Origin of the sequence: Acinetobacter sp. YH01009, from assembly GCF_013420765.1 — a bacterium.
Classification (GTDB): Bacteria; Pseudomonadota; Gammaproteobacteria; order Pseudomonadales; family Moraxellaceae; genus Acinetobacter; species Acinetobacter amyesii.
The window spans coordinates 120,853-144,469 of record NZ_VOYE01000012.1 but is presented as its reverse complement, the minus strand read 5'-3'; the positions used below and the strand labels follow the sequence as shown (position 1 = coordinate 144,469).

Sequence of the window (23,617 nt, the reverse complement as noted above, 5' to 3'; positions counted from 1 at the left end):
CTTCCCGAACTCAGAAGTGAAACCTCTTAGCGCTGATGGTAGTGTGGGGTTACCCATGTGAGAGTAAGTCATCGCCAGCTCATTATTCGAAACACCCCCTGATATCTCAGGGGGTGTTTTTTTATGCGTGGAAAAAAGATAAAAGGGGGCGAAAATAAAGCGTTGGAAATCCAACGCTATAAATCGACCTAAAACGATAAAATTATTTTAACTGACGTCGTGCATGCTTTAATGCAGTTCTTAACCCTTCTTCTAAAGTTGGATGATAAAAGGGTTTATTTAAAATTTCATGAATGGTTCGTTCTTCTGAAATCATCCAAGCTAACATAAGCCAATGACTGCATAATTTGAATTGTGGGCGGGTATCCAACGAATATCATGGTCCATTCTGACCAAGGCTCACAGCACTGTAGTCGTGATTTTAGAGCGCTATTATTGATGAACAACTGCATCCAAAGCATGTCTAGACGAGGCCTTGCGCAGTATATTGCTCATGGGATAATGCAGTAACAGAAAGCTTCTTTCACACATTTAAAGGTCATGTGGTACATGGCAGTGTATTTTTGACCCGAAAAGAAGCCAATGTTGTCTTGTTTGACTATATTGAGATTTACTACAATCGAGTGAGAAGGCACTCTGCAAATGGTTGGTTAAGCCCAGAAGCCTTTGAGCAGAAATATTTTAAGAATTTAGAGGGATAGGTTGTCCACGATACTGCCTGGGATCATTATTTGGCTACCTTTATCGGGTAAATTTTATATTTAAAATATCAATATCCTAAATATTCGATTAAAAAAAACCTGCTTAAAAAGCAGGTCATAGATTTAGAGAAATGAAGTCAATTAAGCAAAAATATTACATGCTGCAGATGCCAAAATCCATAGAATCACCACTGCAACTACTGGCTCTACAATTTTTGACCAAGTCGGTACTTGTACTTCAGTTGTTACGTCTTCTTGTGTATGTTGTTGATTAACCATTTGATTGAACTCCTTCATTGATGCTTCTAATGATATCTCTTCTTGCAGATTTGGTTTAGAACCAAGGAGCTCTGTTAGGTTGTTTGTTGACCAAACCCAATCATCCGCTTGACCAGAAAGGTGTTCAATTTGGCCGTTGAGTAATTCTTGAATGCTTTGTGGTGAGTGTGAGCCGGTATCATGAAGTTGCTTTAATTCATTTAATTGTAAATGAAAAATTTCAGTTGTTAGGTGTTCAAGTTCAGAGCGCTCTAATATTGATGCATTCGATGGATTGGTGGTCAGATGGCGTGAAACTTCTTGAATATAGAGTTCATCAGGATGAGTAATTTCTTGATAAACCTTTTGAGCATTATTGCGGAGCTGATGAATCAATTCACCTAAGGTTAAAGCATTAATTTCACGTAAATGTTGTCGTTTTTCTTCACGATTTAAATGACTTAAAAGCGTAGGCTTTTGAGATTCTATTTGTTCGACAAAATATTGTACTAAATCAAAAGCCATTATTCGCTTCCTTATTCTTTAATCGAGCAACCTTAAACCCGGTTTTTTCTTAGGTTGCTCTTGTTGTTCTTGGTCGTTTGATTTTAAAGCATTTTGATCATTCTGAATACCTTCATATTCTTGAGGATCGAAGAACATTCCTTGACCATTTTCACGTGCATAGATGCCTAGAACAGCAGAAAAGGGGATATAGAGGTTTTGCGAAACGCCACCAAAGCGTGCAGAGAAAGTAATCGTCTCATTACTCATGTGTAGCGCATGCGTTGCATGAGGTGCGATATTCAGGACAATTTGGCCATCTTGAATATATTGAACTGGCACCATCGTACCATTCTGTGTCGCATCGACAAGTAGGTAGGGGGTAAGTTGGTTTTCACAAATCCATTCATAAAGTGCCCGTGTTAAGTATGGACGTGTTGGAGTGAATTGTAGTTCCTGTTCAGACATAATGCTTACTCGAATATTTATGGAAAATTAATTTTTTACTAAAAGCTCGCTATAGCGATTTTTTTCCTGCAATGTCATTGATTTGATAAATGCTGGACGGTTAAAGATGCGTTGGCAATAGAGAAATATAGGGCGGCATTGCTGTTTGGGAAGCTCAATACCCATGGCTTTTAGGCGCAGAAATATAGGCGCGAGCATACAGTCTAACATGCTAAATTGTTCAGACATAAAATAAGGATAATGCTGAAACAAGGGGGTTAGTGAAATGAGTGTATCACGTAATTGTTTTTGTGCGTTTTGCTTGGCTTTTTCATCGAGGGTATCGGGATGGCGAAGCATAATATCAGCCAGTCTTAACCAATCTTGTTCGAAGCGCCATACATATTGACGTTGCTCTGCACGAGGCATAGGTGCATCTGCATACAGTTTATTTTGACGATAACGGTCATCCAGATATTCGGCAATAATACTGCTGTTATAGAGTTTTAGGCCATTTTCAATCATCATCGGAAGTTGATTGTAGGGATTTAAACTCGCAAGATCTTCGTCTTCATCATCAGCAATAATTAAATTATGTTTGATTTGCTTCTCTGCAAGTACATAGCGTATCCAGTGTGAGCGAAAGTCATCCGCATGACTGTAAAGCGTAATCCCTTGGAGAGGTGCATTTTCGACTGACATAATCCGAGACGATGAGAAATGAATAAGATAGGATACTAAAATTAGACAGTAAAATCACGGAGACTTTAGCAATATCAATGCCGCTACAGCGAAAATTACAGTTTTGTTTTATTTGATATTATCTGATAGATTTTCATGTCATTCATTTACCTGATCATCACCGCATGATGACCATTGCACTTGTACAAAAAATATTATTTTTCGCTGCTGTTATTTTTATGGGCATTGGCTTTTATACGGCACTCGCTGGAGGTTATGCCTCTGATTATGGAGCAGAGGATGATAGCCCAGAACAAAAAAGCAAAATGACCATCTGTACAATTACACTAACACTGTCGGTTATATGCTTAATTGCGAGTTTGAGTCTCTTTGTTTATCGGATCATTGTTCTATTTGCATCATCTTCATAAAAATTAAGACATAAAAAAACCTTGGCATAAGCCAAGGTTTTTTGTCCGATTCGGTAAACGAATTAACGTTTAGAGAATTGAGGACGTTTACGAGCTTTACGTAAACCAAGTTTCTTACGTTCAACTTCACGAGCATCACGAGTAACGAAACCAGCTTGACGAAGAGCAGGTTTAAGAGTTTCGTCAGAAGCGATCAATGCACGAGTAATACCGTGACGGATAGCGCCTGCTTGACCACCGATACCACCACCAGCAACAGTGATGTAAAGGTCATATTTCTCAGTAGCTTCTAAAAGCTCAAGTGGTTGGTTAACAACCATACGAGCAGTTTCACGACCGAAATATTGTTCTAAAGAACGGTTGTTGATTACGAGTTTACCAGTACCAGCTGATAGGAAAACACGTGCAGTTGCGGTCTTACGGCGACCTGTACCATAGTTAGTAGCCATGTGCTGTATCCCTTAGATGTCCAAAACTTGTGGCTGTTGAGCAGTATGTGGATGCTCAGTACCAGCGTACACTTTCATTTTCTTGATCATTGCATAACCAAGAGGACCTTTTGGCAACATGCCTTTTACAGCACGTTCGAAGATTTCTTCTGGTTTGTGAGCAACTAATTTTTCGAAATTAGTTTCACGAATACCACCAGGGAAACCAGTGTGGCGATAATATTTCTTATCAAGTGATTTTTTACCAGTCACTTGAACTTGCTCAGCATTGATAACAACGATGTAGTCACCAGTGTCAACGTGAGGAGTATAAGAAGTTTTGTGCTTACCGCGTAAACGACGAGCGATTTCAGTCGCAAGGCGACCTAAAGTTTTGCCAGAAGCATCAACAACGTACCAGTCGTGTTGAACTTCAGCTGGCTTAGCGCTGAGAGTTTTCATTAAACCACTACCTATTATAGTTGGTTTGGACTATGGAAGCTGTCCAAACAAAAGGAGACGCGATTCTATACGAATACGTGAAGAATCACAAATGAAAATATAAAATTTCAAGCGCTGTATTGTAGTATATTTCTTCAGCAATAAACAGTAGATAATCCAGAAATTATAAAAAAAGCGGATGAAAGTAAATCATGTCGAATTCTAATCTGTTAAAAAACACATCTGAACCCTTATTTTGCGACATTGGTGGTATTTAATGGGCTTATGTAGCACCTTGATTTTAAGCCCAACTTTTTTGTATTTGGTATATTTGCATGGGGCGGATGGTGCGATCATCGTTTTGTTGATGATGCTCACTTTATTTTTCCTTAGTTATTTATTGGTTTATCTGTTGATTGGATTATTGCTTGTGGGCGGTATGTTTTTTTGATTGATAACGAACTACCCGCAGCATGTACCGACCGTTCAGCGCGGCATTATGATTCTTATTTGCATTGATTTGGATCATTGACATTTTAGGTTTTGCTTTCGATTTCATTCCATACAATGTCGTACAACGCGCTTATTTTTGAGTTTTGTCAGGTATTTTTAGTCAATAAAATTAGGTCTGTCATGTGCATCACACAGTATACAGTATAATAATGTTATTGCACACACAGGATAGACCCATGCTGCCTTTATATATCACGAGCGGTGAACCCGCAGGTATCGGACCTGATATTTGTTTGAGCTTAGCCAATCGAATAGATGAAAGGCCAATTGTGGTTCTTATTGATAAAGATTTGCTGATCAAGCGTGCTCAACAGTTAAAGCTCGAAGTTGAACTGATTGACTATGTTGGGCAGGAAGCGTCGGCAGCTCTAGGTCAGCTTTATGTGGAACATGTACCTGTGGCTAAATCTGTCATCGCAGGTCAGTTAGATGTGAACAATGCAGCCTATGTGTTGGAGCAATTACGGCGTTCTGCAGATTATGCGATGTCTGGCAAAAGTGTTGGTGTTGCAACTGCACCTGTGCAAAAGTCGATTATTAATGATGCCGGTATCCATTTCAGCGGACATACGGAGTTTTATCAAGAATTTGCAGGCGTTGATCGTGTCGTGATGATGCTTGCGACCAAAACGCTCCGTGTCGCATTGGCAACTACACATTTACCGCTTCGTGATGTAGCCGATGCCATTACTCAAGAACGTTTGCATCAAGTCATCGATATATTAATTCATGACTTAAAAACCAAATTTAAAAAAGATCATCCGCATATTTTAGTCTGCGGTCTAAACCCACATGCGGGTGAAGATGGCTATTTGGGCATGGAGGAGATTGAAGTGATCAATCCGGTGCTAGAGCGTTATCGCGCTCAAGGGGTGAATATGAGCCTGAGCTTACCTGCCGATACCTTATTTACCCCTGAAAATTTAAAAGATGCCGATGCGGTTTTGGCGATGTATCACGATCAGGGCTTGCCTGTGTTAAAGTCGCAGGGCTTTGGCGAAGCCATCAATATCACTTTGGGCTTACCGTTTATTCGGACTTCAGTGGATCACGGCACAGCACTGTCACTGGCTGGAACTGGTCTTGCTAAAAGTTCGAGTTTACAGGTGGCGGTTGATTTGGCTTTAGAATTAGCACGTGCGAAAAATAACGAAACTTAATAATAAAGGTTTGAATTTTATATGAATAATAGTAAAAAATTATCAAAAATAAAACAGGAAAATAACAAGATGCTTAGGGCGAAATCGATCATTCGCCCATTTTTTGGGATTGCGTTAGCGTTGATGCTGTCAGCATGTTCAACGCTCGCTACAGATCATCATTTTTGTGAATTAAAAGTATTATCGCTGCAAATTCCAAAACAGACGGAAGGATTTATACGTTTTGCATTACCGGGTGCTGTGGATGGCTTTAAACATAATCAGCAAAAATTTAATCAAGCGCTGACCGCGGTGCATAAAAAATATGCGAATCGTGATGGAGCTGATAAAATGCTTCAAGATGGACAGGCAATCAATGCTAATATTGATCTGCTTGTACAGCATCAAAATAGCCTGAGTGCGCTATATGAATATCAACTTCTTGTAAGTGAAACCATTCCAGGTATTCAAGCTGAATATAACATTCTGGCTGATATGATGGCTAGAGCAAACAATTCAGCTATTCAAGCAATGATTGCCAAAAATCAAGTCTATATTGCGGGACGAATGTTGAGTTCTTTGCTGAAGTTAACTGATGTAAATTCTATTCATCCAGACGATTTAGATGACTTTTTAGCAGATTTTGAAACTTTCAATATTTTTTTGAAGGCTCAACTGAATGGTAATCCCGAACTCGGTGTAGAGCGCGTAAACAATGCTGAAATGCGTGAAAGTTTGCTCTCCATTCAGGCTGAAACTGAAGAAATGATGAAATCTGAAACAATGGCTTTGTTGAAACAAAGAGAGCCATTGCTCAGTGTAATTAACGCGGCTCGGGATAATGTGGCCAAGTCCGAAGAAATTTTTGCTCGCTTGAGTGAATTTGAATCAAGTCAGTAATCGTTGTAATAAACCTATGCGGAGAATTTTATGTATCAAATTAATGCCCTAAACCCAAAAGATGAAGGGCATCACACGCGTAAGCGGTTTGGACAGAATTTCTTACATGATCAACGTGTTATTGCCAAAATTGTACGTTCGGTAAATCCGCGTACTGGTGACAATATTGTCGAAATTGGTCCCGGTCTTGCCGCGCTTACATCGCCTTTAATTGGTGAATGTGATGCTCTAACTGTGGTTGAGCTGGACCGTGACTTAGCTGCAGGTTTGCCGGGCCGTGTGCCGCATCCTGAGCGCTTGACCATTGTTGAAACCGACGCGCTGAAATATGACTTTACCGAGCTGTTTGCCGAAGGCCGTCCTCTGCGCGTGGTTGGCAACTTGCCGTATAACATCTCGACTCCGCTGCTGTTTCATCTCTTGGAGTTTGGCGACAAAGTCAAAGACATGCACTTCATGCTGCAAAAAGAAGTCGTGGACCGTATTACCGCTTCACCGAATACTAAAGAATATGGTCGTTTATCGGTGATGATTCAATATTTCTGCAAACCGACGTTTTTATTTGAAGTGCCACCGGGCTCATTTAATCCGCCGCCAAAAGTCACCTCTGCGGTATTCCGTTTAGAGCCTTATGCCGTTAAACCGATTATGGCGAAAGATGAAAAAGCGCTTGCGCGTTTAGTTTCACATGTCTTTACTCAGCGCCGCAAGACCTTGCGTAACAGCTTAAAAGGCATGTTGGTTGAAGATGGTTTTGAAAATGCAGGGGTTGATCCAATGGCGCGTCCAGAAACCCTAACACTTGCAGAATTTGTCGCATTAGCAGATCAAATGGTGGCTTAAATAATTATGACTCGCAATATTCGCTATAACTATGTCATTGGTGATGTTCAAGGCTGTTTTGAAGCATTAAAAGCTTTACTGAAAGAGATTAAGTTTGATGCAGACCAAGATTTTATATGGTTTGCCGGTGATCTCGTCGCACGGGGTGAAAACTCGGTAGGCGCTTTGCGGTTCATCAAAAAATTAGTGGATAGTGAAGTTGCGGCGACGGTACTGGGCAATCATGATCTGACTTTGCTGGCATGCGCTCGCGGTATTAAGGATATCAATCCTAAAGACAATATCGATGATGTGATTCACGCTTTAGAAAGTGATGATTTGATTGATTGGTTACGCAAGCAGCCGCTGTGTCTATTTCCGAATGAGCAAACCATTTTGACTCATGCGGGTATTCCTTTGAATTGGACTGCGCAGCAAACCGCAGACTTGGCAAAGGAAGTGGAAGCGGTGATTGGTCATGACGACTTTGATGTGGTCGATGCGTTTCTTCAAGTGATGTACGGTAAAGAGCCGAACCTATGGTCGGATGATTTGTCTGGTCATGCGCGCTTACGCTGTATTACCAACTATTTGACCCGCATGCGCTTAACCGATGCAGAAGGTCGATTAGAGTTCAGTTTTAAAGATTCACTCGATGACCCTATGCCGAAGGGTTTTAAGCCATGGTTTGAGTTTGAGTCACAAGCAGCTCAGACCCATCAAATTCTTTTTGGTCATTGGGCTGCTTTACAAGGAAAAAGCATTTCAGCAAAAATCCAAAATGTGGATGGCGGATGTGTTTGGGGCAATCAGTTGATGGCCTATCGTTTAGAAGATCAGTGCATGTTTGCGGTCGATAATCCTGTAATGTAAGTATTTAAAAATAAAAAAGCCGCATTCGTGCGGCTTTTTTATTGGTGTGTGGATTAGTCTAAACGAATCCAAGTTTGGTTACGACCCAAGACTGAAACGCCAATACTTGCACGGATCGAAATACGTTTTCCTGTGCTGTTTAAGCGGACTTTAGCATCATAAACTTTGCCAGAAAGAGGGTCGATAATACGACCTTTTTCATAATTATTCGTATTATTAATTTGCTTTAAACCTTTAACAATTTCCATGCCGAGAATCGGTTGGTTGGTATAAGGCGCAGGGCACTTATTACAGTTTTTTTGCGGTGTATAGCCCGGACGTGGTGTAATTTTAATAATTTTACCGGTATAGGTATTATTTGATTCTTTGTGAATCGAAATAATTGCTTTTGCAGCTCCTGTTTTATCGTCAATTTGTTGCCATGTGCCAGCAATGTCATTTGCAAATGCAACATTCATCATACCCAATGTACATAGGCTGAATAATATTTTTTTAAACATGATCGCTTGTCCCCGAGAAGCATGATTTATGAGCACGTATGTTAGAAAGTTTATGAGAATAGTCAACTTTAATTTAAAAATAATTTGAAGATATTCGGAATAAGAAAAACCGCCATGTCGGCGGTTTTTTTACTTGTTTGAGGTTACTCTTGGCGAATCCAAGTTTGGCTACGACCAAGTGCAGAAACACCCATATAACCCCGTAAAGTTAGGCGTTTCCCACTGGCATTTAAACGGATTTTTGTGTCGTAAACTTTGCCTGAAAGAGGGTCAATAATACGGCCTTTGTCGTAGTTATTAGTGCCTTCAATATGTTTTAAACCTGTTAAGATATCAAGGCCTAAGATTGGCTTGTTTTTGTAGGGTGCAGGGCAGTTTACGCAGGTGTCGCGTGGTGTATAGCCCGGACGCGGCGTCACTTTGATGATTTTACCCACGAATGTGCCATTACTTTCTTTACGGATTTCAATAATGGCTTTTTGTGAACCTGTTTTATCATCAATTTGTTGCCAAGTTCCTGAAAGGTCTTGAGCAAAAGCTGAACCACTCATTACAGCAGCTAAGAATAAGAGGCTCACTTTTAATTTTTTCATCAGATATTCCCTGTAGGTGGTTCACCTATATCAAATCAATTTACTGAATAAATTTAAAATTTATTCAGCGCGAATCCATGTCTGTGTACGACCAATTGCGGAAATCCCCAGATATCCACGTAAATGTAAGCGCTTACCATTGGCAGAAATTTTGCCTTTTAAGCTGTAAATTTTGCCTGCTAAAGGATCAATAATTTTTCCTTGAGAGTAGGTATTTTCACTTTCAAGTTTCAGCCCCTTAAATACATCCATCCCTAAAATAGGCTGGTTGGTATAAGGTGCAGGGCAATTCACACATTTTTCCTTTGGTGTATAACCCGGACGTGGCGTCACTTTCACAATTTTGCCGGTATAGGTGTCTTTGGCATCTTTTCGAATTTCGATCAGTGCTTTAGGCGAACCGGTTTTATCGTCAATTTGTTGCCAAGTCCCTGTAAGATCTTGAGCATAGAGTGCAGAGCTTGTGACTACAGCACCAAATAATGCAGCCCATTTCAAACTTTTTTCGATCATATTAATAATCCTTTATCAATACACTTTGTGAGGGTTTATTGATCATACTAGGTAATATTTGAACTTAGAGCAACTACTCTAAGCCTAAATATTTACATTTTATTCGGGAAAGTTGACATGTTGCACAAAAGTGCCTTTACCAAAAATGTAACATCCACAGCACATCGTTCAATGTGTTGTGGTGTACCCTAGAATTTATATTAAGTTTATTTTTTATACAAAACAATCATTTAAAAGTGATTGCTCAGTCACATATTTTGTAGATAGAGTATGAAAGTTGGCAACCAGATTGCTGTGAATACTGCATTTACCGCCATGCCAAATGCCGCATAGCGCCCAGCAATGCTGCCGCGCTGCCAAGCTTGAGCTGTGCCAATTGCATGTGCAGCAAGTCCTAAGGCGAGTCCTGATGCACGTTCATCATGAATATTTTTGAGTATGATGGGTGAAAATGCTGCACCAATCACCCCTGATAAAATCACAATCAAAATCACCAAAGGAATCGGGGAATGCAGTAGCGTAGCAATGTTGATGGCAATAGGGGTGGTCACAGCTCGTGTAGCGAAAGCCATAATGGTTGGATCAGACAGATGCAGTAAATAAGCCAGCCCCATAGGGAGGGCAACGGCACTGATACTGGCAAAGACTAAAATCCCGCCCACGGCTTTTAAAGGCAAGTCATCGTAGCGCATCGCTGCTAAAGGAATGGCCAAGGCCACTGTGACATAGCCGAGTAAGTTATTGAACAGTGGATTGACCTGTGCCATATAACTTTCATAGGAAATGCCAAAAAGATAGAGCATACCAATGACGAAAAACATCCCAATCACAATCACGGGGATTTGCGGTAATTTTTTATTAATAGGTTTTGCGACAAGATAGGCGATCAGGGTAATGATGAATCCAGAGATGATTGAAAGCATGTTGATTCTCCTTATAGCCATTTCTTAGACATTTTTGCGTAGACCCACAGCGGTATGAGGGTGCTGACAAAGAGAACAATCAAAAACATTGGAATTTCATCACCTAAATGCATCATCATCAGCAATGAGCCTGCACTAATGGGTAAGAAGGCAAAGGCACTTTCTTTCATGATTTTATTATTGGTATCGACCAAACTGGCTGGAATTTTGTTGAATTTTCTCCAAAATGAAAGCACGATCAAGAGGGCAATCAAACCGACTAGATTGCCTAATTCTGGGTGATTGAATTGCTTCATGACCCAGACCGCGCCTTCACGGAAAATAATAATTAATGCAATAGTGCCTATCCAGGCTTTCCAGTCGATGCGCTTGATCCAGTCCATTTTTGTCTTTCGTTAAAATTATACTAATCAAGTTTTAACCGATTTAATCTTTAATTTCAAATTCTTCAAGTGGACGTTGAAATTGTTGCGCACGCGTTCCCAATATTTCATCAATGGGTAAATGCGCCTGTTTAATCAGTTGTTCTAACTTATGCGGGGCAATGATGACATGCAAAATTAAGTTGCCTTGTTCATCATAACTTTCATTTTGGATCACATTGAGCGCATATAGTTGTGTTCTTAATTTACCATAAGCCGGTTTTAGACGGACTTCAAAGCTTTGAATCTGTCCCATTAAGCATTCTTGAACCGCTTGGCGTAATAAGGGAAGACCTTTACCACTATGTGCTGAGACATAAACACGTTCCGGCTGATGCGGCTTGCCATAGATGATTTTAGGATCTTCGCCACTGACATCAATTTTGTTATAAACGCGCAGAATCGGAACATCGACACCAATTTCTTTCAGTACTTTTTCGACAGCCTCGATTTGTTCCATCATGTCAGGACTGCTGGAGTCAATGACATGTAACAATAAGGTCGCCTCCAAGGTTTCTTCTAAGGTGGCTTTAAACGACTCGACCAATGAGTGCGATAAATTACGCACAAAACCTACAGTATCTGCGAGCACTAAGTTGCCGATACCATCCCAATGTAGACGGCGTAAGGTCGGATCAAGTGTCGCAAACAGTTGGTCTGCTGCATAGACATCACTTTTCGCTAAATTATTAAATAAGGTCGATTTACCCGCATTGGTATAACCCACCAATGACACAGTTGGAACAGCGGCTTTTTGACGTGCCACACGACCTTGCATACGTGTTTGACGGACTTTCTCAAGTTTCGCTTTGAGTTGTCCCATACGGAGCTTGAGTAGCCGACGGTCAGTTTCCAGCAGCGTTTCACCCGGTCCACGTAGGCCGATCCCACCTTTTTGGCTATCGAGATCGCCACGACTACGAATCAGTCGTGAAGCCATATGTTGTAATTGGGCCAACTCAACTTGCAATTTACCTTCATAGGTACGTGCGCGTTGGGCAAAAATATCTAAAATTAATTCTGTACGATCGACCACACGACAACGCATGATGCGTTCAAGATTACGTGCTTGGGCAGGGGTGAGGGCATGGTCAAAGATGACCAATTCGGCTTCATGCTCTGCAACCACTTCTGCAATTTCTTCAGCTTTCCCTGAGCCGATAAATAATTTGGCATCAGGTTTAATACGTTGAGCATGCACATGTTGCAGAATATTGGCACCTGCAGATTGAGCAAGTAAGTGGAATTCTTCGGCATCAAGGTCTGCAAGCATTTGTACTGCCACACTGACTAAAATTACGCGTTCACCGCTCGCTTGATGTTGATTTAAATTTTCCACTCAGCACACACTCCTGTTTAAAGATTCATTTTAGGCGAAAATGCAGTGCGGTGGTTAATCTAAGTGATGGATTAATGGCAAAGTTGCTGTACGACCTGCAGTTCAATTAGAGAAAGCTGCGAAAGCTCAGTGCCAGTAAAAAAAGCACACTCATATATATCAGTGAAAAACCAGCAATGGCTTTTAACGCTTGCCATGAAGAAATAGGGGGATTGTCTGAATATGAATGATTCATAATTTTAACCTTTAAAACCGATATAAAAATAATATTTGATTTTTAAAAACGATTAAAATGGGAAAATATTATCTTCGACTTCGGTTTTTATGATCAATGCAAAAAAACTGTCTTCGGTATATGATGATGAAAATTTACGCCAAATTGTGGCACCGTGTCCTTTTAGTGAACCGTTTATGAATCAACCTCAAATCGTCAATACACCGCAAATTAATGTGTTTTCAAAATTTTATTTGTATTGTAAAAAAGTCGGTGCAGCAGCTGTTGCCGTGACGCAGGGTTTTTATTTGGTTTATCGTCATCAATTGTATAAAGACCCGAATAACCCGCAAAATACCCGCTATGTGCAGTATTTTTGTCGCAAGTTATGCAAAGTATTTAATCTTGAAGTCAAAGTGCATGGCGAAATTCCACGTCAACCAGCCCTTTGGGTAAGTAATCATATTTCATGGTTAGATGTGGCAGTTTTGGGTTCTGGCGCACGTGTTTTCTTTTTGGCGAAAGCTGAAATTGAAAAATGGCCAGTGCTGGGTAATTTGGCGAAAGGCGGTGGCACCTTATTTATTAAGCGTGGCTCTGGCGACTCGATTAAAATTAAAGAACAAATTACGGGCTTCTTAAAACAAGATACGCCGGTACTCTTTTTCCCAGAAGCCACCACTTCAGATGGCAGCAAAATTAAAAAAATTCATGGTCGTATTTTAGGTGCGGCGATTGAAGCCGAACGCCCAGTCCAAATTTGTTTAATTTGCTATGTAAATCAAGATGGTGAACTAGACAATATTGCACCCTATGTCGGAGACATTAGCTTTGATCGACATGTCAAAAATGTCTTAGAAATGCCGAATGTCACCGCGCATCTGATGACATTGCCCGCAATTGATTCGGCAGGTCATACTGTTGACAGTCTGACACAAGAAGTGCAGCAAAAAATGAATCAGGGATTAGCAGAGCTTCAAGCTAAAGTTCTTAAAGCGCCAGTTCCAGTTGAAGCTAAATAATTTAATGATACAGGCTGCAGGGGATGCCTTTGCAGCACAATCCTTACATAAAGCCTTCGAGCGGCAACCAAGAGATAAATTTCACCCCCGCTTTTTGCCACCACTTGATTTTCGGTTCACGTGGATAAATACGCGTTTGACCATTTGACAGCTTAATTTTCCAATTGATCTGTTGGTCTGCATTGAGCACTAACTTATAGGCATATTTACTTAAATTTTCATCCATGGTGTAGTGGACGGCTTTGGCTAAACGCGGACTATTTAGTAATACCCCAATTTCAGTATTTAAATATGCTGAACGTGGATCAAAGTTAAATGAGCCGATAAAGACTTGTTTTTCATCAATTGCCATCAGTTTGGCATGCAGGCTTGAACGGCTTAAACCTTTTAGACTAACTTTAGATTTTTCCGCCAACTCTTTGGTATTGGTGTTGAGGTTTTCTGCATCAGGTCTAGAGAGAAATTCATAGAGTTGAACGTCGTTTTCCAAGAGATCTTGACGATATTTGCTATAAAAAGCATGAACCAATGGCACGTCATTGGCCTGGAATGAGTTAGTCAAGACTCTGACTTTTACGCCATCTGCACGAAGATTTTTTAGGCGTTCAGCCCCTTTTTTTTCTGGGACAAAGTAGGCCGAAACGATATCGACACTTTGTTCCGGTTTATCTAAACGGTTGAGGAGCTGAAAGTTGAGATGCTCTTCTTTTTTAGCCTTAGATTTGATTTTGCTCGGGGAATCTTTGACCACTTCGGCTTTGACCCAATCAAATTGGATTTTATTGTTGAGCCAGTCATCAAAGGCATGTGAACGGTTAGCTAAGTCCAAATAATTGACCACAGTGGCTTCTTGGTTATAGTCATCGAGTTGTTGTTTGAGACTGTCAAAGCGCAAACTATAGTGGCGTGGATTGACCAATTGACGTACTGGAAAGGCATAATCATCATTCCAATATTCGTCAAAAGAATGGATGATTTCATCGGATGCCGCACCGACCAGCATGACGTCAACATCGGAAAATTGATAGTTATCACTGACGTTATAGTATTGGTTACTCATATTGCGACCACCAATCAGTGCGATCTGATTGTCTGCAATAAAGCTTTTATTGTGCATACGGCGGTTGATGCGTTTTAGATCCAGCACCATATCGACAGGGCGGAAATGTCGGAAGCGGTAGGGGTTATACAGTTTGACATCAATATTGGCATGTTGGTCGAGTGCCATATAAATGCCTTCCATTTTTTTGGCATTGTTGTCATCGACCAATAAACGAATTTTGACCCCACGATCTGCAGCTTTGATCATGGCATGTAGGGCCAAAGCACCAATTTTGTCGTTATCCCAAATATAGTATTGTAGGTCTAAACTTTTTTCGGCTTTATTAATCAGCTCAATCCGAGCCGCTAAGGCCTCTAATGGGTCATAAAGAACGTGGTAACCGGTTAAGTCTGGATTTTGTTCACGTAGCGGCAGCACAATTTTGGCGAGGCTAGTATCGTCTGTAGGGGTATTAAAGGCATATTCCACAGGTTGTGGTTGCTGTTTAGGCAAGGTACTACATGCAGATAAAGTCAAAACAAGGCTACAACTCAGCAAAACCGCCTTAGCGTGGTTGTGTATGAAGGGCAAATTTTGCTGTTTCAGTGTAGCTAAGTTCATACTGTTAGACATACTAAAAAATTTGATTTGAGTATAAGTGTCAGCTGTGAAAAGATAAATACAATGACCGAGTTTTCTTGTTAAACAAATTGTAGAGCAAATGTATGTGGGAATTAGATTCCGTAGTGATGTATTTTTATATCGGATTGGCTGTGTTAGGCGTTTGGGCAATTTCCCAAGCTTGGCTAAGTCAGTCGCGCACGGAAACGATTCATCCATTTAAAGCTTTCGTACATTTGTTGGCATTTTATCTTTCTTATTTACTTATCCCTTTATTCTTCTTTAGCTTTTATGCAGGCTGGAGTGGCTATTATTCACTGCATGAAGCGATTTTTGTCGGTGCTGTTACTGGGCTTTTGTGCTATGCCCGCTTTATCGAGCCGCACATGATTCAGGTGAAAAAATGCCAATATCAATTAAACGAAACACGACAATTATTAAAGCCAGTTCGCATTGCTTTAATTGGTGATTTACACATTGGTTTATTTTCAGGTCATGAACGTCAGTTAAAAATGATCGTCGATAAAATCAATGCGCAAAATCCTGATTTGGTCGTGGTTGCAGGGGATTGGACTTACGAGCCAGAAAATAAGTTAGCTGAAGAATTGGCTGTACTGAAAAAAATTATTGCTCCAATTTATTCGGTGAATGGTAATCATGATGAGCAATATCCCGGTCCGCCTATTCAAGCGCTGTTAAAACATGCATTAGAAAGTAATCATGTGGTGGATATCGAAGGGCAAGTGGTTGAGTTTAATGAGTTTCGTTTATTAGGCGTTGGGGATTTGTGGGCAGGTAAAGCCGATATGCGCTATTTGCCAGAATTGCCACAAGATAAGCCTTGGATCATTTTGTCGCATAATCCAGATACCGTCGATATGGTACCTAAACTTCCGGGACGACCATTGATGTTGTCGGGTCATACACATGGTGGACAAGTGGAATTGCCATGGTTGACCGATTATGTAATGAAAAAAGTGTCGATTTTAGGTCATAAAAAAGGGCTATATCAGCATGACAATGCAGATGTCTTTGTCACTGTTGGTACGGGCATGGTTGGGGTACCTTTCCGTTTTCTTGTGCCACCGACCATTGATATTATCGAGTTGGTTTAATCAAAAACTACCGTTCATTATCGCTAAACGGTTTGGTGAATGTTCTTCTTGATGTAGAGCTACAGGCCTTGTTTGGTTAATAAAATTGAATCGTGCCATTCATTTGCTGTTTGAAATTAAGTGAATGACCGTGTCTTGCAACATAAGATGTGTATTGCTACTCAGTGGGATCTAAGCTGCATGCATGAATTTAATTATTTAAAATGCTGTCAACTACAGAGTATTCATCAGTTCATTGACTCAATTTGAGACATAAAAAAGCCAGCAATATGTGCTGGCTTTTTTATTATGTGCAGATTAAACCTGATTATTCACATCATCATTTTTGGTTTCGCGAATCATTAAGAACGCGATCAATGAAAGGATTGATGCCGCAGTTAGGTAGTAACCTACTGCATATAAACCATAGCCAGTTGCAAGTTTAGTTGCGATCAGTGGTGCGAAAGATGCACCAAAAATACCTGCCATGTTAAAGGTTAAAGCTGAACCTGTGTAACGTACAGACGTTGGGAAGATTTCAGACAATACCGTACCAATTGGACCATAGGTTAAACCCATGATCGCAAGACCGATACATAGGAATAAGAACACCATCGCAGTACTGCCAGACTCAAGCATGCTTGAGAAGACTAAGCCAAACAATGCAGATACAACACATACCGCAATCGAAGTCGTTTTACGACCAAATTTTTCAGCAAATACAGCAGAAAGTGGAATGAAGGCAGCAAAACAAAGTGTGGCAACCAGTTGAAGTTTTAAAAATTCTTCACGTGTGTAACCAAGCTGGGTTGTACCCCATTGTAAAGCGAATACTGTGGTTAAGTAGAACACTACAAATGTACAAATCGCGGCAATCGTACCGAGAATTAACATCCCCCAGTGCTTAGTGATCACTTCTTTGAACGGAATATTTACTTCTTTTTGCTTATCCAATACTTTTTGGAACGCTGGTGTTTCATGTAATTTTAAACGAATCCACAGACCGACAATAACCAATAGCGCACTTGCAATGAATGGAATACGCCAACCCCATTGCATAAACTCAGCTTCAGACATGAAGTGACCTAAGGTCAAGAATGAGCCTGTTGCAAGAATAAAGCCGATTGGCGCACCTAATTGAGGGAACATACCATACCAAGCACGTTTGCCTTCTGGCGCATTTTCAGTTGCAAGTAGCACGGCACCTGACCATTCACCACCTAAACCCAGACCTTGACCTAAGCGACAAAGTGCAAGCATGAGCGGAGCAGCGATACCAATTTGAGCATAGGTTGGAAGCAAGCCGATACATACTGTAGAAATCCCCATGGTGAGGAGAGCGGCAACTAATGTGGCTTTACGACCGATACGGTCACCTAAATGGCCAAAGAATGCTGCACCAATCGGGCGAGCAATAAAGGCAATCGCAAACGTTGCTAGAGATTGAATCGTTGCGGTTGTTGGATCTGTACTTGCAGGGAAGAACAGATGCGGGAAGATAATTACAGCCGCAGTTGCATAGATGTAGAAATCGAAGAATTCGATTGTGGTACCTACAAGACTTGCTGTAAGTACGCGGAATTTTGAGTTTGTTGGTTGCTGTTCAGTGGCAGCAGCACTTGAAGACGCCATGGTGGACCTTACACTTACTAAAAATAATTGAACTTAGTTTTAAAAGCGTAATCTTTTTAAAAAAGGCGTAATTTCTTAAAAAAATACGAAATACCAACTTACGGACTGCGGAATTAGGGTCACTAAAGAATGCAGTGTCAGTGGGTTATATCACGTAGAGATAAATCGACAGGAAATGTGATCCTGCACCTATCAATACAAAAATATGCCAGATAGCGTGTGTATATCTTACCTTTTTTAAGGCATAAAACAATGCACCGATTGTATAAGATAGCCCGCCAATGATCAGGTAGGTTAAAGCTTGATCAGATAAAAAGCGTTGCATATCATCCATTACCAGTACTGCAAGCCATCCCATCACCAAATAAGCAATCAACGAAATCTTTTGAAAACGATGAATGAAAATTAATTTGAATAGTGTTCCAATAGCGGCAATAACCCACAGTGCAATGAGTAAATAATGCGCTTTTGCGGTAGGCAGTGCGATTGCCAGAAACGGGGTATAAGTACCTGCAATTAAATAATAGATTGCGGTATGGTCGAGTTTTTTGTACCAACCACGGCGCTCAGGAGATTCTGCGAAGTGATATAGACTCGACGCTGAAAACAATAACAGCATACTGAATGCATACACCCAAAGTGCAAGCCATTTTCCAGTTGGAAGATATGATCCTTTTAAAATCAGTAGGATACCTGCGATGGCCGACAACGCTGCACCGAAAGCATGGGTATAGAAATTCAGTCTTTCTTCAGCTTGGTCATAAGCTAAAAGATGGGGAGGATTCATAACGTATCTTTTATAATAATTTAAATATACACATGTATAGTAATTCAATTTTGCTTTTGGTGTAAGAAGATTTAAAATTGTTTTGCAAATTTATCTAGGTTTATATTATGTCATCATTGGCTTCTCCCTCTACGCAAGAGCAGCAATTTTTAGCAGCCTTTCAGCAAGCCATTGAAACACAGCGTTTTGATCGCATGATTTTGAGTCAGTATAAAGGTGAATTAGACCAATTAGAAAAAATGACCTTGCGAGTCATTTCGCTGCAAGGTGAGTCATTTCTCAGCTGTTTATATCGTTACAAAACTCAAGATATCACCAAAAATTATCCAATCGCATCTGCATATCAACAAGTCGAAAGTTTATTGAGTTGTTGTAAGCAAGCCAACCTGATGACCTTAGATGAAGAAATTCAGCTTAAGAAAAATAAAAAGAAAGCCATGCTAAGCATTAGCAAAAAGCAGCCTGCTTTAGGGAAAAATCCTACGGAGCAGCAAGGGCATGATCGAGCAAAACATCGCTATGTCGATCAAGACAGTTTCTTTCTACAGCCATTGGGCATTACGGATGCCAAAGCACAAATTATTCCGAGCATGGCGCGTAAATGGAAACAAATTAATAAATTTGTAGAAATTTTTCAGGTGCTTTAAGTCAGATCAAAGAGACCAATCAATCTCTACATGTCGTGGATTTTGGTTCAGGTAAAGGCTATCTGACTTTTGCACTATATGATTATTTAGCAAAACACCAGCAAGTGCCTAAAGTGACAGGGGTTGAGCTGAATCCGAAAATGGTGGAATTTTGCCAAAGCGTTGCGCAGCAGTCGAATTTTAGCAAACTCGATTTTTTCCAAGGCGATGTGCGTACATATGCGCCTGAGCGCTTAGATGTCATGATTGCGCTGCACGCCTGTGATGTGGCAACGGACTTTGCGATTCATACCGGTATTCGATTAAATGCGCAAATGATCATGTGTGCGCCGTGTTGTCATAAAGAACTGCGTCCGCAATTGAAAGCGCCGCAAGTACTTGCACCGATGTTGCAATTTGGTATTCATGCAGGCCAGCAAGCAGAGATGCTTACTGACACGATTCGTGCACTTTTATTAAAAGCATATGGTTATGAAACCAAAGTCTTTGAATTTGTGGCACTTGAACATACCAGTAAAAATAAAATGATCTTGGCAACCAAACGTGCAGACTATGTCGAACCTGATCAAGCGGTATTGGCACAGATTCAAGCTTTAAAAGACATGTATGGCATTCAAAAGCATTCGTTAGAATTATTGTTGAATGATCAATGGGACCAGCAAGATATTGGCTGTAAATGCTAAAGGATGACGGGATGCAGCAGTTAAATATTCAATTCGGACCGTGGGAGCAACTGGCATCTGCAGCTCGACCGATACGTGAACAGGTCTTTATTTTAGAACAGCAGATATCGCCCGCGGATGAGTGGGATGCAGAAGATGCGATTTCACTGCATTTTATTGTTCATGATGGGATGAAAGCTGTTGCAACTGCTCGTTTGTTGAAAAATAACAGTATCGGCCGTGTTGCTGTTTTAAAGGCTCATCGCGGTCAGGGGATTGGTAAAATCTTGATGCAAGCCATCATTCAACAAGCGACATTAGAGCAACGTGAATATTTAAAACTATCTTCACAAGTGCATGCTATCCCTTTTTATGCAGCGTTGGGTTTTGTTGTTGAAGGTGATGAATATTTAGATTGTGGTATTCCGCATCAAGATATGTATATGGCTTTGGCTTAAATACTTAAAATTGGACAGCTATAAATAAAAAACGCTTAATATTTTAAGCGTTTTTTATTTGCATAGATTGGGTCAAAGCTTAGTGACCATGATCATTCGATGCAGTAGGTTCAGGGCTCATGTCATCCATATGTGCATGTTGTTCTTCGGTCATATGCATGTCTGCTGCAGTCGGTGCAGATGCTTCACGAGCTGCTTGATCAGCTTGCGCCTTTTTCAACGCTTCTTCTGACATCACAGGGGCATTTTTAAATGCATGCTGTTGAGTATTGTCTTTTTTCTGTTGGCTCGGCATATAGTCTGGTTCATTGGTCACAGCAAGCCAGAAAATACCCATGAATAGCGCACCTAAAATACAGAAGATAATCAGTGCTTTCCAGCCCCATGGTGATTTTTCAGGAGAAGTATGATCTGTCATAACAAGCTACTCAATCGGATAAAAAGAAATCAAAAAACTTGTTACTTTATAACATAAAACTGATGAGAGTTCGCGTAAATTCTAGGCTTGTTTGCAAACACGCGACTGAGAAGGAAAATAAAAAGGAGCAGAAGCTCCTTTTGATGTGATTGAACAGCAAAATTTGCATGCTCAAAATGAATAATTAAATCTGCTCAGCTTTCGCCACTTTGTCTTTCAGCAATTGCGGTGCTTTGAAGCGTTCGCCATATTTTGCTTCTAGTGTATTGGCACGTAATAGCGCTTTTTCCAAACCATATTGGTTTAAAAATTGAAGTGCACCACCTGTCCAAGGGGCAAAACCAATCCCGAAGATTGATCCGACATTGCCATCAACAGTCGATTCCAAAACACCTTCTTCTAGGCAGCGTAAGGTATCGAGTGACTGTACAAACAGGAAGCGGTCAATCATTTCCTGTTCAGAAATAGCATTATCTTTCTGCCATTTGCTCAAGCCATCCCAAAGGTGCTTTTTACCGCCTTCAGGATATTCATAAAAACCTGCACCAGCTACTTTACCTTTACGTCCGAACTCATGAATCATCGTTTGAATAACGTCATCCGCACCTGAACGTGGTAGGTCTTTGCCTTCGGCTTGCAAGGCTTTACGTGTCTCGGCCGCAACATGCTCAGACAGCGTTAAAGACACTTCATCTTGAATCGCCAATGGGCCTACAGGCATGCCGGCTTTTAGTGCAGCCATTTCAATGCGGGCAGGGTGTACGCCTTCAGACAGCAGACGTAAACCTTCTTGCACAAAGGTGCCAAAGACACGGCTGGTAAAGAAGCCACGGCTGTCATTCACTACAATTGGCGTTTTGCCAATTTGCTGCACAAAGTCAAAGGCTTTAGCCAAAGTTTCAGCCGAAGTGTTTTTACCTTTAATAATTTCCACTAATTGCATTTTGTCGACAGGACTAAAGAAATGTAGACCGATAAATTTAGCTTGATCTTGAGATGCATTGGCCAAGCCTGAAATCGGCAAGGTTGAGGTGTTGGATGCAAAAATACCGCCATCTGCCAAATAGGCTTCTGCTTCTTGTGTCACTTTGGCTTTGAGTTCGACATTTTCAAATACCGCTTCAATGATCAAGTCGCAGCCTTGTAAGTCGGCAGCATCTGCAGTGGCATGAATCAGTCCTAAAACTTGATCACGTTTTTCTGCACTTAAACGGCCTTGAGATACTTTTTTATCTAGCAGTTTTTGGCTATAGGCTTTGCCTTTTTCAGCAGCTTCAACAGAAACATCTTTGAGTACAACTGCAATGCCTTTTGATGCTGTGGCATAAGCGATGCCTGCACCCATCATGCCTGCACCTAAAATACCAACTTTGGTGGCTTGCCATTTCGCGACGTCTTTTGGACGGCTTGCACCAGACTTAATAGCGTTGAGACCATGCCAGAAGGTGCCGATCATATTTTTAGAAATTTGACCGGTTGCAAGGTAAGTAAAGTAACGTGATTCAATCGTGAGCGCCGTATCAACATCGACCTGAGCGCCTTCAACAGCAGCCGACATAATGGCTTCAGGCGCAGGGTAACAGCCCTTGGTTTTGTCACGCAGCATAGCGGGGGCAATGGCGAGCATTTGCGCCACAGCAGGAGTCGATGGCGTACCGCCCGGAATTTTATAGCCTTTTACATCAAAGGGCTGCTGTGATTTTGGATTGGCTTTGACCCACGCAATCGCTTTGTCCATCAGGTCTTCAAGGCTATCTGCAGTGTCTTGAATCAGCCCGAGCGATTTGGCTTTTTCGACACCAACTTGTTTGCCTTCCATCAAGAGCGGAAAAGCATTTTGCAGACCCAATAAACGTACCATACGTACAATACCGCCACCGCCCGGTAGTAAGCCTAAAGTTACTTCTGGTAAGCCAAATTTCGCCTTAGCATCATTCAGTGCGATTCGATAATGACAACCGAGTGCTAACTCCCAACCACCGCCCAGCGCTGTGCCATTTAAGGCTGCAACAACAGGAATGCCGCGTGTTTCGATATAACGCAGTTTGGCTTTCATTTCTTCAATCATATTGAAGAATTCAGTTGCATGCTCAGGTGTAGCTTGAATCAGTTCGTCTAAATCACCGCCTGCAAAGAAGGTTTTTTTTGCGGAACGGAAAATAATCCCTACAATATTTTCATCTGCTTGCAGTTTGTCTACCGTTTCAGCCAGTGCCGTGCGGAAGTCTGCATTCATGGTGTTGGCAGATTGGTTTGGAGAATCTAAAGTTAAAATGACGATATTGTCGGCATTTTTTTCAAATTGAATTGCGCTCATAAATTTTATCCAAATATTTTTATGACTTTGCTAGTGATTTTTGAGATTTAAATTATTCATCGTCACTACGGAGTCTTTACAAATTTGTTTATTACTGTTTTTTTCATTTCAGCTAAAGCAGTGCTTTAGCTTCATTCAGGTTCGACCTACTTTTGTTTCGGCAAAAGTAGGCAAAACCATTTGTCATCCACAAAACCTGTCAACTAATGTCTTTTTTCTAAAAGTTCGCAGAAACATTATTTTCAATTTTTGGTCAGGTTGTGGATGACACATAC

24 protein-coding genes and 3 pseudogenes are annotated in these 23,617 nt (G+C 40.9%); 10 read left to right on the top strand and 17 right to left on the bottom strand.

The genetic code is table 11. The annotated features are described in order from the left end of the window. Positions 1-202 precede the first annotated feature (202 nt). Positions 203-328: pseudogene (locus FTT76_RS17690) on the bottom strand (hypothetical protein); the annotation flags it as partial. A 32-nt stretch (positions 329-360) separates the two neighbouring features. On the opposite strand from FTT76_RS17690, the pseudogene FTT76_RS12365 reads away from it, so the two are divergent. Beyond that, a pseudogene (locus tag FTT76_RS12365) lies at positions 361-701 on the top strand (IS3 family transposase); the annotation flags it as partial. A 141-nt stretch (positions 702-842) separates the two neighbouring features. Here FTT76_RS12365 and FTT76_RS12360 read toward each other — a convergent pair. From FTT76_RS12360 to FTT76_RS12350, 3 genes are read right to left on the bottom strand one after another with little or no spacing between them, the layout of a single operon-like run. Further along, positions 843-1,484, bottom strand: a complete 642-nt coding sequence (locus tag FTT76_RS12360; protein ID WP_180005137.1) for a hypothetical protein — start codon at positions 1,482-1,484, stop codon at positions 843-845. Positions 1,485-1,502: 18 nt separating this feature from the next. Beyond that, the gene (locus FTT76_RS12355) at positions 1,503-1,931 is read right to left on the bottom strand and encodes a ClpXP protease specificity-enhancing factor (protein WP_180005136.1); all 429 of its coding nucleotides are present in this window, start codon (positions 1,929-1,931) and stop codon (positions 1,503-1,505) included. A 27-nt stretch (positions 1,932-1,958) separates the two neighbouring features. After that, a complete protein-coding gene (locus FTT76_RS12350) occupies positions 1,959-2,612 on the bottom strand; it encodes a glutathione S-transferase N-terminal domain-containing protein (protein WP_180190560.1) in 654 nt (217 codons plus the stop codon). Between the two features lie 164 nt (positions 2,613-2,776). On the opposite strand from FTT76_RS12350, the gene FTT76_RS12345 reads away from it, so the two are divergent. After that, a complete protein-coding gene (locus tag FTT76_RS12345) occupies positions 2,777-3,022 on the top strand; it encodes a hypothetical protein (protein ID WP_180011640.1) in 246 nt (81 codons plus the stop codon). 62 nt (positions 3,023-3,084) lie between these two features. Here FTT76_RS12345 and rpsI read toward each other — a convergent pair whose 3' ends face one another. After that, a complete protein-coding gene (rpsI, locus tag FTT76_RS12340; protein WP_078190115.1) occupies positions 3,085-3,471 on the bottom strand; it encodes a 30S ribosomal protein S9 in 387 nt (128 codons plus the stop codon). 12 nt (positions 3,472-3,483) lie between these two features. After that, positions 3,484-3,912, bottom strand: coding sequence for a 50S ribosomal protein L13 (gene rplM / locus FTT76_RS12335; RefSeq protein WP_004722943.1), 429 nt, complete (start codon positions 3,910-3,912; stop codon positions 3,484-3,486). Positions 3,913-4,580: 668 nt separating this feature from the next. Here rplM and pdxA point away from each other — a divergent pair. From pdxA to FTT76_RS12315, 4 genes are all read left to right on the top strand, one after another. Next, positions 4,581-5,564, top strand: coding sequence for a 4-hydroxythreonine-4-phosphate dehydrogenase PdxA (gene pdxA / locus FTT76_RS12330; RefSeq protein ID WP_180011638.1), 984 nt, complete (start codon positions 4,581-4,583; stop codon positions 5,562-5,564). Positions 5,565-5,633: 69 nt separating this feature from the next. Then, a complete protein-coding gene (locus FTT76_RS12325; RefSeq protein WP_180026698.1) occupies positions 5,634-6,443 on the top strand; it encodes a pilus assembly protein PilJ in 810 nt (269 codons plus the stop codon). A 30-nt stretch (positions 6,444-6,473) separates the two neighbouring features. Beyond that, complete coding sequence (rsmA, locus tag FTT76_RS12320; protein ID WP_180011634.1) at positions 6,474-7,286, top strand: 16S rRNA (adenine(1518)-N(6)/adenine(1519)-N(6))-dimethyltransferase RsmA; 813 nt, start codon at positions 6,474-6,476, stop codon at positions 7,284-7,286. 6 nt (positions 7,287-7,292) lie between these two features. After that, positions 7,293-8,138 carry a symmetrical bis(5'-nucleosyl)-tetraphosphatase gene (locus tag FTT76_RS12315; RefSeq protein ID WP_180050326.1) on the top strand — a complete coding sequence of 282 codons (846 nt, stop codon included), beginning with the start codon at positions 7,293-7,295 and terminating at the stop codon, positions 8,136-8,138. 53 nt (positions 8,139-8,191) lie between these two features. On the opposite strand, the gene FTT76_RS12310 is transcribed toward FTT76_RS12315, so the two are convergent. The 6 genes from FTT76_RS12310 to hflX all read right to left on the bottom strand — a co-directional run bounded on the left by FTT76_RS12310 (position 8,192) and on the right by hflX (position 12,428). Continuing rightward, complete coding sequence (locus FTT76_RS12310) at positions 8,192-8,638, bottom strand: DUF2147 domain-containing protein (protein ID WP_180005129.1); 447 nt, start codon at positions 8,636-8,638, stop codon at positions 8,192-8,194. A gap of 143 nt (positions 8,639-8,781) precedes the next feature. After that, complete coding sequence (locus FTT76_RS12305; RefSeq protein ID WP_168379558.1) at positions 8,782-9,231, bottom strand: DUF2147 domain-containing protein; 450 nt, start codon at positions 9,229-9,231, stop codon at positions 8,782-8,784. A 60-nt stretch (positions 9,232-9,291) separates the two neighbouring features. Beyond that, positions 9,292-9,744 carry a DUF2147 domain-containing protein gene (locus FTT76_RS12300; protein ID WP_111884999.1) on the bottom strand — a complete coding sequence of 151 codons (453 nt, stop codon included), beginning with the start codon at positions 9,742-9,744 and terminating at the stop codon, positions 9,292-9,294. 248 nt (positions 9,745-9,992) lie between these two features. After that, positions 9,993-10,667 (bottom strand): LrgB family protein, encoded by a 675-nt coding sequence (locus FTT76_RS12295; RefSeq protein WP_078190106.1) that lies wholly within the window; start codon positions 10,665-10,667, stop codon positions 9,993-9,995. A gap of 11 nt (positions 10,668-10,678) precedes the next feature. After that, positions 10,679-11,050: a hypothetical protein gene (locus FTT76_RS12290; RefSeq protein WP_078194269.1), complete on the bottom strand. Its 372-nt coding sequence runs from the start codon at positions 11,048-11,050 to the stop codon at positions 10,679-10,681. A gap of 43 nt (positions 11,051-11,093) precedes the next feature. Further along, positions 11,094-12,428, bottom strand: a complete 1,335-nt coding sequence (gene hflX / locus FTT76_RS12285; RefSeq protein WP_180107889.1) for a ribosome rescue GTPase HflX — start codon at positions 12,426-12,428, stop codon at positions 11,094-11,096. A gap of 411 nt (positions 12,429-12,839) precedes the next feature. On the opposite strand from hflX, the gene FTT76_RS12280 reads away from it, so the two are divergent. After that, the gene (locus FTT76_RS12280) at positions 12,840-13,664 is read left to right on the top strand and encodes a 1-acyl-sn-glycerol-3-phosphate acyltransferase (protein ID WP_180050341.1); all 825 of its coding nucleotides are present in this window, start codon (positions 12,840-12,842) and stop codon (positions 13,662-13,664) included. Between the two features lie 43 nt (positions 13,665-13,707). Here the strand turns inward: FTT76_RS12280 and FTT76_RS12275 are convergent, their stop codons facing one another. Beyond that, positions 13,708-15,327 carry a phospholipase D family protein gene (locus tag FTT76_RS12275; protein ID WP_257235099.1) on the bottom strand — a complete coding sequence of 540 codons (1,620 nt, stop codon included), beginning with the start codon at positions 15,325-15,327 and terminating at the stop codon, positions 13,708-13,710. Between the two features lie 104 nt (positions 15,328-15,431). Between FTT76_RS12275 and FTT76_RS12270 the strand changes: the two genes are divergently transcribed. Beyond that, positions 15,432-16,442, top strand: coding sequence for a metallophosphoesterase (locus FTT76_RS12270; protein WP_180005126.1), 1,011 nt, complete (start codon positions 15,432-15,434; stop codon positions 16,440-16,442). Positions 16,443-16,739: 297 nt separating this feature from the next. Here the strand turns inward: FTT76_RS12270 and FTT76_RS12265 are convergent, their stop codons facing one another. After that, the gene (locus FTT76_RS12265; protein WP_111885003.1) at positions 16,740-18,053 is read right to left on the bottom strand and encodes an MFS transporter; all 1,314 of its coding nucleotides are present in this window, start codon (positions 18,051-18,053) and stop codon (positions 16,740-16,742) included. Between the two features lie 145 nt (positions 18,054-18,198). Beyond that, a complete protein-coding gene (locus FTT76_RS12260; RefSeq protein ID WP_180009191.1) occupies positions 18,199-18,840 on the bottom strand; it encodes a hemolysin III family protein in 642 nt (213 codons plus the stop codon). A 107-nt stretch (positions 18,841-18,947) separates the two neighbouring features. Between FTT76_RS12260 and FTT76_RS12255 the strand changes: the two are divergent. After that, positions 18,948-20,170 (top strand): annotated as a pseudogene (locus tag FTT76_RS12255) (SAM-dependent methyltransferase). 11 nt (positions 20,171-20,181) lie between these two features. Then, on the top strand, positions 20,182-20,607 hold the full coding sequence (locus FTT76_RS12250) for a GNAT family N-acetyltransferase (protein WP_257225716.1): 426 nt from the start codon (positions 20,182-20,184) through the stop codon (positions 20,605-20,607). 79 nt (positions 20,608-20,686) lie between these two features. Here FTT76_RS12250 and FTT76_RS12245 read toward each other — a convergent pair whose 3' ends face one another. Further along, on the bottom strand, positions 20,687-21,025 hold the full coding sequence (locus tag FTT76_RS12245; RefSeq protein WP_078190097.1) for a hypothetical protein: 339 nt from the start codon (positions 21,023-21,025) through the stop codon (positions 20,687-20,689). A 184-nt stretch (positions 21,026-21,209) separates the two neighbouring features. Then, positions 21,210-23,342: a 3-hydroxyacyl-CoA dehydrogenase NAD-binding domain-containing protein gene (locus FTT76_RS12240; protein WP_180190557.1), complete on the bottom strand. Its 2,133-nt coding sequence runs from the start codon at positions 23,340-23,342 to the stop codon at positions 21,210-21,212. Positions 23,343-23,617: the final 275 nt, after the last annotated feature.

Excerpts from the sequence above, each read along its gene's own strand:
- FTT76_RS12360 (WP_180005137.1), bottom strand. The coding sequence starts at position 1,484 with ATGGCTTTTGATTTAGTACAATATTTTGTCGAACAAATAGAATCTCAA.
- FTT76_RS12355 (WP_180005136.1), bottom strand. The coding sequence starts at position 1,931 with ATGTCTGAACAGGAACTACAATTCACTCCAACACGTCCATACTTAACA.
- FTT76_RS12350 (WP_180190560.1), bottom strand. The coding sequence starts at position 2,612 with ATGTCAGTCGAAAATGCACCTCTCCAAGGGATTACGCTTTACAGTCAT.
- FTT76_RS12345 (WP_180011640.1), top strand. The coding sequence starts at position 2,777 with ATGATGACCATTGCACTTGTACAAAAAATATTATTTTTCGCTGCTGTT.
- rpsI (WP_078190115.1), bottom strand. The coding sequence starts at position 3,471 with ATGGCTACTAACTATGGTACAGGTCGCCGTAAGACCGCAACTGCACGT.
- rplM (WP_004722943.1), bottom strand. The coding sequence starts at position 3,912 with ATGAAAACTCTCAGCGCTAAGCCAGCTGAAGTTCAACACGACTGGTAC.
- pdxA (WP_180011638.1), top strand. The coding sequence starts at position 4,581 with ATGCTGCCTTTATATATCACGAGCGGTGAACCCGCAGGTATCGGACCT.
- FTT76_RS12325 (WP_180026698.1), top strand. The coding sequence starts at position 5,634 with ATGCTTAGGGCGAAATCGATCATTCGCCCATTTTTTGGGATTGCGTTA.
- rsmA (WP_180011634.1), top strand. The coding sequence starts at position 6,474 with ATGTATCAAATTAATGCCCTAAACCCAAAAGATGAAGGGCATCACACG.
- FTT76_RS12315 (WP_180050326.1), top strand. The coding sequence starts at position 7,293 with ATGACTCGCAATATTCGCTATAACTATGTCATTGGTGATGTTCAAGGC.
- FTT76_RS12310 (WP_180005129.1), bottom strand. The coding sequence starts at position 8,638 with ATGTTTAAAAAAATATTATTCAGCCTATGTACATTGGGTATGATGAAT.
- FTT76_RS12305 (WP_168379558.1), bottom strand. The coding sequence starts at position 9,231 with ATGAAAAAATTAAAAGTGAGCCTCTTATTCTTAGCTGCTGTAATGAGT.
- FTT76_RS12300 (WP_111884999.1), bottom strand. The coding sequence starts at position 9,744 with ATGATCGAAAAAAGTTTGAAATGGGCTGCATTATTTGGTGCTGTAGTC.
- FTT76_RS12295 (WP_078190106.1), bottom strand. The coding sequence starts at position 10,667 with ATGCTTTCAATCATCTCTGGATTCATCATTACCCTGATCGCCTATCTT.
- FTT76_RS12290 (WP_078194269.1), bottom strand. The coding sequence starts at position 11,050 with ATGGACTGGATCAAGCGCATCGACTGGAAAGCCTGGATAGGCACTATT.
- FTT76_RS12280 (WP_180050341.1), top strand. The coding sequence starts at position 12,840 with ATGAATCAACCTCAAATCGTCAATACACCGCAAATTAATGTGTTTTCA.
- FTT76_RS12275 (WP_257235099.1), bottom strand. The coding sequence starts at position 15,327 with ATGAACTTAGCTACACTGAAACAGCAAAATTTGCCCTTCATACACAAC.
- FTT76_RS12270 (WP_180005126.1), top strand. The coding sequence starts at position 15,432 with ATGTGGGAATTAGATTCCGTAGTGATGTATTTTTATATCGGATTGGCT.
- FTT76_RS12265 (WP_111885003.1), bottom strand. The coding sequence starts at position 18,053 with ATGGCGTCTTCAAGTGCTGCTGCCACTGAACAGCAACCAACAAACTCA.
- FTT76_RS12260 (WP_180009191.1), bottom strand. The coding sequence starts at position 18,840 with ATGAATCCTCCCCATCTTTTAGCTTATGACCAAGCTGAAGAAAGACTG.
- FTT76_RS12250 (WP_257225716.1), top strand. The coding sequence starts at position 20,182 with ATGCAGCAGTTAAATATTCAATTCGGACCGTGGGAGCAACTGGCATCT.
- FTT76_RS12245 (WP_078190097.1), bottom strand. The coding sequence starts at position 21,025 with ATGACAGATCATACTTCTCCTGAAAAATCACCATGGGGCTGGAAAGCA.
- FTT76_RS12240 (WP_180190557.1), bottom strand. The coding sequence starts at position 23,342 with ATGAGCGCAATTCAATTTGAAAAAAATGCCGACAATATCGTCATTTTA.